Genomic DNA, 11,104 nt, shown 5'->3' with positions numbered 1-11,104 from the left:
ACACCCCCGGTGAACTGGGGCGGCCGGCTCGCCGCGGAGGCCACCCCGCTCGTGCGGTGCGGCAGCAGAGTCCGGCTCCTCGACGGCGACCGCTTCGTCACCGTCGACGCCCCTCCGGTGGAGGAGTCGCAGCAGGTCGCCGACGGACGATCGGTCGTGCACGACCGCTTCGAGATCTCGCGCGCCGGGGACACCCTGACCTTCAGGGATGCGCTCGCCGACGAGGTCGTCGGCGACGTCGAGGTGCCCGACGGATTCCGGATCTCGACGAACGACCTGCGTGGTCGGCTCGTCGTCTTCTACCGGCCGGCGGACAAGATCTTCGGCGACGACACGGACACCGAGTTCCGCATCGTCGACACCCGCACGGCGACCCTCGTCGCGACGACCGGCGATGGTCTGTCGCCGGGCGCGGAGGTCTCGACCGACGGCTTCGCCGTCCTCACCGAGCGCGTCGAGAGGCGCCGCAGCCGGTCCTCACGCACCTATGCCTGGGTCGTCGGTGTCGACGAGGTGCGGCGCCGCGACTGACCGCGGTCGCATGGGGCCGTGCGACGGGGCCGGATCAGTCGATCTCTTCTCCCGCAAGGGCCTTCGCCGCGAGGCGCTCCTCCTCGCTCACCTCCCAGACCTCCCACGCGGCGTGCACCGCGATGAGGATGATGAGGCAGCCGAGGACGAGGTCGGGCCAGCCGGAGGCGGTCCACAGCGTGACGACGGCCATCGCGATGACCGCGAGGTTGACGAGCACGTCGTTGCGCGCCGAGAGGAAGGCCGCGCGGCTGAGCGAGCCGCCCGCGTGCCGCACGCCGGCGAGCAGCCAACCGCTCGTGCCGTTGACGACGACGGCGCCGAGCGGAGGCGAGGACGACGGGGCAGCACCTCGGGGCGCCGTCGGGTCGGCGAAGCGCCGGACCGCCTCGACGCCCGCGACGGTCGCCGGCACGAGGATGACCAGGGCCATCGCCTTGCCCATGAGGGCGCGGCGGGCGAGCGGCCACCCCAGCGCGATGAAGATCAGCAGGTTGATCGACGTGTCCTCGAGGAAGTCGACGCTGTCGGCGAGCAGCGACACCGACCCGGCGTAGAGGGCGACGGTGAACTCCACGAAGAAGTAGGCGAAGTTGATCAGCGCGACGACGAGCACGACCCGCCGCAGGCGGTCGGCATTCAGGCGCGCGGGGTGGGCGTCGGTCATGGTCGGGACGATAAACCGCTTGCGCCGCAAGCGCGGCCGGAGCCCAATGGTCGGGTGACCACGACACGGGCCGTCGTCCTCGCCGAGGGCGAGAGCGACCGCGAGGCCCTGCACGCCCTCGCGCCCCGCCTCGGCGTGGACCTCGCTGCGGCCGGGGTCGTGGTCGTCGCCATGGGCGGCGTGACCAATGTGCGCGCCCACCTCCAGCAGTGGCGCCGGCAGGCGCCCGACGTGCACGTCAGCGGCCTCTACGACGTCGCCGACGAGCACCACGTGCGAAGGGGGTTGCTCGCCTCCGGCGTCCTCGGCAAGGGCGACGACGGGCTGGCTGACATCGGCTTCCACGCCTGCGACCGCGACCTCGAGGACGAGCTCGTGCGCGCCCTCGGGGTGGCGGCCGTCGAGGCCGTGGTCGAGGCGGCGGGGGAGGGTCGGTCGCTGCGGTTGCTCGCGCAGATGCCGGCCCAGCAGGGCTGGTCGCGCGAGGAGCTGCTCCGCAGGTTCTTCACCTCGCAGTCGGGTCGCAAGGCGCGCTACGCGAGGCTGCTCGTCGAGGCGCTCGACCTCGAGCGGGCACCGCGGCCGCTCGTCGCCGTGCTCGAGGACGCGGTCAGGCGATGACCTTGCCCGGGTTGCACAGCCCGCGCGGGTCGAGCGCCTGCTTGAGCGTGCGCATGAGGTCGACCTCGACGGTGTCCTTGGCCCGGGCGACGGCCTCGCGCTTGAGCACCCCGACGCCGTGCTCGGCACTGATGCTGCCCCCACGGGCGAGGGTCTCCTCGTAGACGATCTCCGTGAGCTCGGCGGCGTGCTCCCGCAGGGCCGCGTCGTCCCCGGGCGGGCCGGAGAGGTTGTGGTGCAGGTTGCCGTCGCCGACGTGCCCGTAGGTGACCAGGCGGACCCCGGGCAGCGCCGCGTCGAGCCGGCGCGCGGTCACCTCGACGAAGTCGGCGAGGGCGTCGATCGGCAGCGTCACGTCGTGCTTGACGGACAGCCCCTCGACCCGCTGAGCCTCGGAGATGCCCTCGCGCAGCGCCCACAGCCGGTCGGTCTGCGCGCCGGGCGAGGCGACCACCGCGTCCGTCACCGGCCCGCCGAAGGCCTCGCCGAGCGCGGCCTCGAGCTGGTCCATGACCGACGCCTCGGTGCCGGCGATCTCGACGAGGCCGTACCACGCGTGGCTCCGGTCGAAGGGGGAGCGGGCTCCCGGCAGGTGGGTCAGGACGAGGTCGAAGGCGGTGTGCGACATGACCTCCCACGCCGTGACCCGGTCGCCCGCCTTGGCACGCAGGATCGCCAGCAGGTCCACGGCAGAGGCGATGTCGGGCAGGCCGACGAGGGCGGTGGCACGGTGTGCGGCCCCGGGCACGAGCCGCAGCGCGGCCGCGGTGACGACGCCGAGCGTGCCCTCGGCGCCGACGAAGAGCTGCTTGAGGTCGTAGCCGGTGTTGTCCTTGCGCAGGGTGCGCAGCCCGTGCCAGACCCGCCCGTCGGGCAGGACGACCTCGAGCCCGAGGACGAGGTCGCGAGTCATGCCGTGACGCAGGACCGCCGTGCCGCCGGCATTGGTCGACACGATGCCGCCGACGGTCGCCGTGCCCTCGGACCCGAGCGAGATCGGGGAACTCCCAGCCCGCCGCGGCGGCCGCCTCGCGCAGGTCGGCGAGGACGACACCCGCCTCGGCGGTCACCGTGCCGGCGACCGCATCGAGCTCACGGATGCGGCGCATCCGGGTGAGGGAGAGGACGACCGCGTCGGCGCCGGGGGCGGGGACGGCTCCGCCGACGAGTCCGGTGAGCCCGCCCTGCGGCACGATCGCGACCTCTGCTGCGGCGCAGGCCCGCACGACGTCGGCCACCTGCTGCGTCGACGCCGGTCGGACGACGGCCAGGGCCGAGCCGGTGAACCGGCCGCTCCAGTCGGTGAGGTGTCCCTGGGCGTCCGTGCCGGTGAGGACGGCGTCGGGTCCGACGACGTCGGCGAGGGTGGCGAGGAGGGTCGTGGTCACGGTCAGTGCTCCCGGAGTCGGACGTGGTCGGGGGTGATGCTCGCGATGTCGGGGGTGCCGAGCAGGCACATCGCCCGCTGCAGCTCGTCGACGAGGCAGTCGGCCACGAAGTCGATGCCGCGCCGACCGCCGACCATCAGGCCGTAGAGGTAGGCGCGGCCGACGAGCACCCCGCGCCCGCCGAGGCCGAGGACGGCGGTGATGTCGCCGCCCGAGCGCACCCCGGAGTCGACGTAGACCTCGGTCCGGTCGCCGACGGCGGCCACGACGTCGGGCAGCAGCTCGAGGGGCACCGGAGCGCGGTCGAGCTGGCGGCCGCCGTGGTTGGACAGCACGACGGCATCGGCCCCGGCGTCGACGCAGGCACGCGCGTCGGTCACCGACTGCACGCCCTTGACGACGACCGGCCCGTGCCAGCGGTCCTTGAGCCAGGTGATGTCCTCGGGCCGGATCGCCTGCTCGCGCAGCTGGTTGGACATGCCCCAGCGCGAGTACTCCGACCCCTCGGGGAAGGTCGCGAAGCGCACCGGCTCGGTCGTCAGGATGTTGGCCACCCACCCCGGGTGGCGGGCCATTCCGGCGACGGTCCGCGGGGTGAGCTCCGGTGGGATGTTGAAGCCATTGCGCTTGTCCTTGCGCTTCATCCCCGTGACCGTCGTGTCGATCGTCAGCACGAGCGCCTCGTAGCCGTGGTCGCGCGCCTCGGCGAGGTGCGCGAGGGTCACGTCGCGGTCCTTCATGAGATAGACCTGCAGCCAGTTGCGACCGGTCGGCGCGGCCAGGGCAGTGTCCGTGATCGAGGTCGTCGCATAGGTCGACAGCGCGAAGGGGAGGCCCGCGCCTGCTGCAGCCGCGGCCACGGCGCGCTCGCCCTCGTGGTGGCTCAGCCGGGCGTAGCCGGTCGGGGCGAAGACGATCGGTGCGCTCGCCGGGCGGCCGAGCAGGGTCGTCGAGGTGTCCGGGCTCGCGACCTGCCCGAAGGCCGTGGGGCCGCAGCTCGACCCGGTCGAAGGCGGCCCGGTTGCGCGCCAAGGCGATCTCGCCGTCGGAGCCGCCGTGCACGTAGTCCCACACCGCGCCGGGGACGCGGCGACGGGCCTCCCCTTCGAGCTCGTCGATGCTGTGGGTGCGCGCCAGGCGACGGGTCACGGGGTCGGCATGCCAGCGGCGGGCCTTGAGGAAGGGCTCGACATCACGCCAGCGGGGGACGCGACGGGGGACGGTGCTCACAGGTGACCTCCGAGGAGCAGGGCGACGACGAAGGAGACGGGCAGGGCGAGGACCGTGGTGACGAGGATCGTCTCGCGGGCCACGGTCTGGCGACCCGGTAGCGGGTGGCGTGGAGGAAGATGTTCTGCGCCGTCGGCAGGGCCGCGGTCATGACGACGCCGAGCAGGGCCTCGCCGCTCATGCCCAGCGCCGTGCCGGTGAGCCACGCGACGACCGGCATGACGACCAGCTTGAGGCCGCTCGCGAGCGCCACCTCGGCGTTGTGCCCGCCCTGACCCAGGCGCGGGGCCAGCCGCAGGGCGGCCCCGTAGGACAGGAGCATGAGCGGGATCGCACCGCCGGCGAGCACGTCGATCGGGGCGGCGACCACCTCGGGCAGCTGCCAGCCGGTGAGGGCGAGCACGACGCCGATGGCCGCCGCGACGGTGAGGGGGTTGGTGAGCAGCCGGGTGAGGATGCCGCGCAGGTCGACCCGGTGCGCGCGGACGCGGTCGAGCAGGACGAGGCAGGCCGGCTGGACGACGAGCATCTGCACGAGCAGGGTCGGCACGACGACGCCGATGTCGCCGACGACGTAGGCAGCGATGGCGATTCCGAGGTTGCCGGCGTTGACATAGCTCGACGACAGCGAGCCGATGACGACCTCCCCGAGTGGGCGGCGCCAGACGCCGGCGGAGACGACCGCGAAGGCGACGAAGCAGACCGTCAGGGCGATCGCCGAGGCGAGCAGGTTGGTCCCCGCGGCCGCGATCTCGACCTCGCTGATCGTGCGGATCATCAGCGCGGGGGAGCAGATGAAGAAGGCGATCTCGCCCAGCGTCACCTGGGAGCGGTCGTCGAGCACGCCCGCGTGGGCGAGCCAGGCGCCGGCGGCGACCACGACGACGATCGTGAGGAAACCGACGATCACGCGGTGACTCCCTTCGTCATGACCGAGGCCTGACCGGTTCCGGACCGGCCGGTCTGGACAAACTCATCATATAACTCTCATACTCATCACATAAGTGGGGCGACGGCGCTCCACCACCCTCCCCGAAAGGACCCGGACATGGCCGACGCCATCCGCTCCCTGACCCTCTCCCACGTCGTCCTCCCGCTGCCCACGCCGGTGAGCGACGCCAAGGTGCTCACCGGCCGGCAGAAGCCCCTGACCGAGAGCGTCCTGCTCTTCGTCGAGGTGACGACCGAGCAGGGCCACGAGGGCATGGGCTTCTCCTACTCCAAGCGCGCCGGCGGTCCGGCCCAGTACACCCACCTCAAGGAGGTCGCCGAGGTCGCCATCGGCCAGGACCCCGCCGACATCGACCGGATCTACCAGTCGCTGATGTGGGCCGGCGCCTCCGTCGGCCGCTCGGGTGTCGCGACCCAGGCCGTCGCCGCCCTCGACGTCGCGCTGTGGGACCTCAAGGCGCGCCGCGCCGACCTGCCGCTCGCCAAGCTCCTCGGCAGCTACCGCGACTCCTGCCGCGTCTACAACACCTCCGGCGGCTTCCTCCAGGCCTCCATCGAGGAGATCAAGGAGAAGGCCTCCGCCTCGCTCGAGGCCGGCATCGGCGGCATCAAGATCAAGGTCGGCCAGCCCGACTGGCGCACCGACCTCGATCGGGTCGCCGCGATGCGCGAGCACCTCGGCGACGGGCCGCTCATGGTCGACGCCAACCAGCAGTGGGACCGCGCCACCGCCCGCCGGATGTGCCGCGCGCTCGAGGAGCACGACCTCATCTGGATCGAGGAGCCCCTCGACGCGTGGGACGCCATCGGGCACGCCGACCTGTCGCGCACCTGCGACACCCCGATCGCCACCGGCGAGATGCTCACCTCGGTTCCCGAGCACATGGCCCTGCTCGACGCGGGCTACCGCGGCATCGTCCAGCCGGACGCCCCGCGCATCGGCGGCATCACCCCCTTCCTGCGCTTCGCGACGCTCGCCGCGCACCAGGGTCTGGCCCTCGCCCCGCACTTCGCGATGGAGATCCACCTGCACCTCGCCGCCGCCTACCCGACCGAGCCGTGGGTCGAGCACTTCGAGTGGCTCAACCCGCTCTTCGACGAGCGGATCGACATCCACGACGGGCGCATGTGGGTGCCGGACCGCCCGGGCCTGGGCTTCACGCTCAGCGAGCGGATGCGCAAGCTGACCGTCGACAGCGTCACGATCGGCCGCAGCTGACGACCGTCGGTCGGCCCCGGCCGACCGGCGGCGGGGCATGATGCGCTCATGACGACGACCCTCGCGCACCGCGTCGTCGCCGGGCTGAAGGACAAGATCCTCTCCGGCGACCTGGCACCGGGTGCCCGCCTGCCGTCCGAGTCCGAGCTCATCGAGGAGTTCGCCGTCTCCCGGACCGTCGTCCGGGAGGCGGTGACCCGGCTGCGGGCCGAGGGCCTCGTCGAGACCTTCCAGGGGCGCGGGTCCTTCGTGCTGTCGGTGCCGGAGGCCAGCGCCTTCACGCCCGAGCAGGTGACCGTCCGCAGTCACGAGGACGTGCTCGCGATGATCGACTTCCGCCTCGGCGTCGAGAGCGAGGCGGCGGCGCTCGCCGCCCTCCACCACGGGGAGGCCGACGGGCGCGCGATCCGCGCGGCGCTCGAGGACTTCACCCGGGCCGGCCACGAGGGGGCCGTCGAGGCGGACTTCGACTTCCACCGGGCCATCGCCCGGGCGACCGGCAACCACTTCTACTCCGACCTCCTCGGGTCGCTCGGCCCGCTGATGATCATGCTGCCGCGCACCCGGCTGGCCACCGAGTACTCCGTCTCCGACGCCACCCACGTGCAGCGGCTGCTGCGCGAGCACGAGGCGATCGCCGACGCGGTCCTCGCCGGCGACGCCGAGACCGCGCGCGCGGCGATGCGCGTGCACCTGGGCAACACGCGCCGCCGCCTCGCGCGGTAGGTGACGGGACTCCCCCTTCGGCGCGGTCAGGTGGTCGCCTGGTGCTCCATGTCGATGGGAATGGAGCACCAAGCGACCACCTGACGGGCCGGGCGCCGCGCCAAGGCGACGGCGGCTACCAGCGGGCGGTGTTGGGCGTGAAGTCCGGCTCGATGCTGCGCATGTAGACCGTGTCCTCGCGCCGCCGGACGCCGCACTCGAGGTACTGCTCGTGCAGCAGCCCGAGCATGTCGCGGTCGAGTGTGACGCCCAGGCCGGGACCCGTCGGTACGGGCACCTCGCCGTCGACGAAGTCGAGGACGCCGGGGGTGATGACGTCCTGCGTCTTCCACGGGTAGTGGGTGTCGCAGGCATAGGTGAGGTTGGGCGTCGCGGCCGCGAGGTGGACCATGGCGGCCAGGCTCACGCCGAGGTGGCTGTTGCTGTGCATCGACAGCCCTAGGCCCCAGGTCTCGGCGATGCCACCGAGCTGGGCCGAGCGGCGCAGCCCGCCCCACAGGTGGTGGTCGGACAGCACGACCTGCACCGCGTCGGCGGCGACCGCCGGCGGCAGGTGCTCCATGGCGATGACGCACATGTTGGTCGCGAGCGGCACGTCGGTCTGCGCCGCGACGGCCCCCATGCCCTCGATGCCGGGGGTCGGGTCCTCGAGGTACTCGACGACACCGCGGAGCCGGTCGGCCACGCGCACCGACGTCGGCACGGTCCAGGCGCCGTTGGGGTCGAGGCGAAGGGGGTGGGTCGGGAAGGCGTCGCGCAGCGCCTCGATCGCGGCGCACTCGAGCTCGGGGGCGAAGACCCCGCCCTTGAGCTTGAGCGAGCCGAAGCCCCAGCCGTCGACCATCCGCCGCGCCTGGGCCACGATCTGGTCCGGGGTGAGCGCCTCGCCCCAGTCGTCGTCGCGCTGCCCGGGGTGCCCGGCCCACTTGTAGAAGAGGTAGCCGGAGAAGGGCACCCGCTCGCGGACCGCACCGCCGAGCAGCGAGCTCACCGGCACGCCGGCGCGGTGGCCCTGGATGTCGAGGCAGGCCACCTCGAAGGGGGAGTAGACCGTCTCGAGCGCCGAGTCGACGTCGAGCATGCCGCCGAAGCTCGCGCCGGCGCCGCCGTCCCCCTTCGCCAGGACGTCCGCGACGAGGCGCCGGATGCCGTGGAGGTCGTAGGGGTCGTGGCCGGGCAGGGCCGTGGCGACCGCCTCGAGCCGGGCGAGGTGGGTCTCGTCGGCGTAGATCTCGCCGAGGCCGAGCACGCCGTCGTCGGTGTGGACCTCGACGATCGCGCGCAGCGCCCACGGCTGGTGGACGCCGACGACGTTGAGCAGCGGCGGGTCGCCGAAGGCGACCGGGGTGACGACGACCCGCGAGATGCGCGGTGCGCTCACGGCTTGACCGCGAGGATCGGGCAGTCGAGGCCGAGGAGGAGCCGCTGGGCGTCGCTGCCCATGACGAGCTTGCCGACCGGGCTCCGGCGGCGCAGACCGATGACGACGAGGCTGGCGCTGCTCCGCTCGACGAGGGTCTCGAAGGTCTCCACGATGTCGGAGCCGTGCAGCGGCTGCTCGACGACCGCCTCGACGCCGGCAGCGCGGGCCACCTCGACGAGGCGCGCGGCCTCCTGCTCGTCGACCATTTCCGAGTCGACGGTGCTGCCGCGACGCGGGCTGTTGACGATGACGGCGGACCGGCCGAGGGTGGCGGCCATCTCGAGGCCCTGGGTGAGGGCGGCCTCGCCCTCGGGGGTGGGGACATATCCGATGAGGACGGTCATGGGGTGCTCCTGATCAGTGGTGGGCGTCGACGTCGTCGCGCGACGTCGACTCGTCGGGGGTGGCGGACGTGGCCGGGGCGGCGTCGGCCGCGGGGCGCCGGCGACGGAGCAGCTTCGACAGCAGCGGCCACAGGGCGACCGCCACGAAGACGGCGAGGATCGTGCCGGAGATCGGGCGGGTGACGAAGCCGGTCGGGTCGCCGTCGAAGATGATCATCGCGCGGCGGATGTTGCCCTCGACGAGGGCGCCGAGGACGAAGGCCAGGACCATCGGGCCGGGCTCGAAGCCGAGCTTCTTCATCAGGTAGCCGACGGCGCCGAAGAAGATCATCACGTAGATGTCGAAGACCGAGTTGTTGATCGTGTAGACGCCCAGGACCGTGATGAGCACGGTGATCGGGGCGAGGATCGCCGGGCGGATGCGCAGGACCTTCACGAAGATGCCGACGAGCGGGATGCTCAGCAGCAGCAGGATGAGGTTGCCGATGTACATCGAGTTGATGACGCCCCAGAAGAGGTCGGGGCGCTCGTCGACGAGCTGCGGGCCGGGGGTGACGCCGAGGATGAGCAGAGCGCCGAAGAGGATCGCCATCGAGGCATTGGCCGGGATGCCGAGCGTGAGCAGCGGGATGAATGACGAGGTCGCCGCGGCGTTGTTGGCGGTCTCGGGGGCGGCGACGCCCTGGATCGCGCCGCGGCCGAAGCGCTCGGGGTGCTTCGAGACGCGCTTCTCGGTGGCATAGGCGGCGAGCGAGCTCATCACGGCACCGCCGCCGGGCAGCACGCCGAGGAGGAAGCCGATGACCGAGCCGCGACCGATGGCGCCGGACGACTCCTTGAGCTCGGCGCGGGTGGGCCACACGCGGCCGACCTTGGCGGGGGAGTGGACCTTGCCGTGGCGCTCCTCGAGGTTGTAGAGGATCTCGCCGACACCGAAGAGACCCATCGCGACGACGACGAAGTCGATGCCGTCGGACAGCTGAAGGCTGCCGAAGGTGAGGCGCTCGGCGCCGCTGAAGGTGTCGCGGCCGACGGTCGCCAGGAGCATGCCGATGCCCGCGGCGACGAGCGCCTTGAGCATGTGGCCGCTGCCGATCGTCGAGACGAGCAGGATGCCGAGGAGCGCCAGGGCGGCCATCTCGGGCGGGCCGAAGTCGAGGGCGTAGCCGGCGATGACCGGGGCGAGCAGGCTCAGGCCGATGATCGAGACGGTGGCCCCGATGAAGGAGCCGATCGCGGCGATGCCGAGGGCGGCTCCGGCGCGGCCCTGCTTGGCCATGGCGAAGCCGTCGAAGACGGTGACGACCGAGGAGGCCTCGCCGGGCAGGCGCAGCAGCACCGAGGTGATCGTGCCGCCGTACTGGGCGCCGTAGAAGATGCCCGCGAGCATGATGATCGACGAGACCGGGTCGGTGCCGTAGACGATCGGCAGCAGGATCGCGATGGTCGCGGCGGGGCCGAGGCCGGGCAGGACGCCGATGAGCATGCCGATGAGCACGCCGACGAGGCAGTAGAGCAGGTTGCGCGGCTCGGCGACGACCGCGAAGCCGTCGAGGAAGGCGGTGATGTCCATGTGGGTCCTCAGATGAGGTGGGGCAGGGGGATGCCGAGGGCGATGACGAAGAGGGCGTAGAAGGCCGCGACCGTGCAGACCGAGACGACGATCGTCGACCGCCAGCTCTCACCACCGAGGAAGCGCAGCCAGACGATGCACAGCGCCAGGCAGGGCAGCTCGAAGCCGATGAGCGGCAGGAGCACGGCCACGGCGACGAAGGTCACCAGGCCGAAGGCCGGCAGCCAGCTCGTGCGGGTGAACTTCTCCGAGTCGGTCAGCCCGCGCCCGACGACGAGCAGGGCGAGGCTGAGCACGACGATCGTCACCGAGATGGCGAAGGGCCACAGCCCCGGGCCGGCCTGCTTGAGCGACCCGAGCCCGTAGCCGTGGGGAGAGCCAGGCGGCGACGCCGCCGATGACCAGGCCGCCGAGCGCGCCGGCGAGCTGGT

General features: G+C 72.4%; 12 protein-coding genes and 1 pseudogene. 4 read left to right on the top strand and 9 right to left on the bottom strand.

Annotated features, from left to right (window positions below; genetic code table 11):
* A partial coding sequence (locus tag AC2W7J_RS10465) for a hypothetical protein (RefSeq protein WP_485982310.1) occupies window positions 1–531 on the top strand: 531 nt, incomplete at its 5' end.
* Window positions 532–565: 34 nt separating this feature from the next.
* Here AC2W7J_RS10465 and AC2W7J_RS10460 read toward each other — a convergent pair.
* Window positions 566–1,198, bottom strand: a complete 633-nt coding sequence (locus tag AC2W7J_RS10460; RefSeq protein ID WP_485982309.1) for a cation efflux transmembrane domain-containing protein — start codon at window positions 1,196–1,198, stop codon at window positions 566–568.
* Window positions 1,199–1,252: 54 nt separating this feature from the next.
* Between AC2W7J_RS10460 and AC2W7J_RS10455 the strand changes: the two genes are divergently transcribed.
* Window positions 1,253–1,819 (top strand): TOPRIM nucleotidyl transferase/hydrolase domain-containing protein, encoded by a 567-nt coding sequence (locus AC2W7J_RS10455; RefSeq protein WP_485982308.1) that lies wholly within the window; start codon window positions 1,253–1,255, stop codon window positions 1,817–1,819.
* Here the strand turns inward: AC2W7J_RS10455 and AC2W7J_RS10450 are convergent.
* The 4 genes and pseudogenes from AC2W7J_RS10450 to AC2W7J_RS10435 all read right to left on the bottom strand — a co-directional run bounded on the left by AC2W7J_RS10450 (window position 1,809) and on the right by AC2W7J_RS10435 (window position 5,347).
* Window positions 1,809–2,873 (bottom strand): FAD-binding oxidoreductase, encoded by a 1,065-nt coding sequence (locus tag AC2W7J_RS10450; RefSeq protein WP_485982307.1) that lies wholly within the window; start codon window positions 2,871–2,873, stop codon window positions 1,809–1,811. The two genes, AC2W7J_RS10455 and AC2W7J_RS10450, sit on opposite strands and share 11 nt — an antisense overlap.
* Window positions 2,845–3,078: pseudogene (locus AC2W7J_RS10445) on the bottom strand (FAD-binding oxidoreductase); the annotation flags it as partial. The gene AC2W7J_RS10450 and the pseudogene AC2W7J_RS10445, both read right to left, overlap by 29 nt.
* Before the next feature lie 131 nt (window positions 3,079–3,209).
* Window positions 3,210–4,151, bottom strand: a complete 942-nt coding sequence (locus AC2W7J_RS10440; protein WP_485982311.1) for an alpha-hydroxy acid oxidase — start codon at window positions 4,149–4,151, stop codon at window positions 3,210–3,212.
* 248 nt (window positions 4,152–4,399) lie between these two features.
* Complete coding sequence (locus AC2W7J_RS10435) at window positions 4,400–5,347, bottom strand: AEC family transporter (RefSeq protein ID WP_485982306.1); 948 nt, start codon at window positions 5,345–5,347, stop codon at window positions 4,400–4,402.
* 138 nt (window positions 5,348–5,485) lie between these two features.
* Here AC2W7J_RS10435 and AC2W7J_RS10430 point away from each other — a divergent pair, with 138 nt between their 5' ends.
* Together AC2W7J_RS10430 and AC2W7J_RS10425 are read left to right on the top strand one after the other, a co-directional pair.
* Complete coding sequence (locus tag AC2W7J_RS10430) at window positions 5,486–6,607, top strand: L-talarate/galactarate dehydratase (RefSeq protein ID WP_485982305.1); 1,122 nt, start codon at window positions 5,486–5,488, stop codon at window positions 6,605–6,607.
* A gap of 48 nt (window positions 6,608–6,655) precedes the next feature.
* Window positions 6,656–7,333: a FadR/GntR family transcriptional regulator gene (locus AC2W7J_RS10425; RefSeq protein ID WP_485982304.1), complete on the top strand. Its 678-nt coding sequence runs from the start codon at window positions 6,656–6,658 to the stop codon at window positions 7,331–7,333.
* Window positions 7,334–7,448: 115 nt separating this feature from the next.
* Here the strand turns inward: AC2W7J_RS10425 and AC2W7J_RS10420 are convergent, their stop codons facing one another.
* The 4 genes from AC2W7J_RS10420 to AC2W7J_RS10405 form a co-directional block, all read right to left on the bottom strand.
* Window positions 7,449–8,714, bottom strand: coding sequence for an enolase C-terminal domain-like protein (locus AC2W7J_RS10420; RefSeq protein ID WP_485982303.1), 1,266 nt, complete (start codon window positions 8,712–8,714; stop codon window positions 7,449–7,451).
* Window positions 8,711–9,100 (bottom strand): universal stress protein, encoded by a 390-nt coding sequence (locus tag AC2W7J_RS10415; protein ID WP_485982302.1) that lies wholly within the window; start codon window positions 9,098–9,100, stop codon window positions 8,711–8,713. Before AC2W7J_RS10415 ends, AC2W7J_RS10420 begins: the two co-directional genes overlap by 4 nt.
* A 13-nt stretch (window positions 9,101–9,113) precedes the next feature.
* Window positions 9,114–10,673, bottom strand: coding sequence for a tripartite tricarboxylate transporter permease (locus AC2W7J_RS10410; protein ID WP_485982301.1), 1,560 nt, complete (start codon window positions 10,671–10,673; stop codon window positions 9,114–9,116).
* Window positions 10,674–10,681: 8 nt separating this feature from the next.
* On the bottom strand, window positions 10,682–11,104 hold a 423-nt coding region (locus AC2W7J_RS10405; protein ID WP_485982300.1), incomplete at its 5' end, for a tripartite tricarboxylate transporter TctB family protein.

The sequence above is a fragment of the Janibacter sp. CFPM2_SD2 genome (genome assembly GCF_057364645.1).
This window is presented reverse-complemented; position numbering and strand designations above follow the sequence as displayed.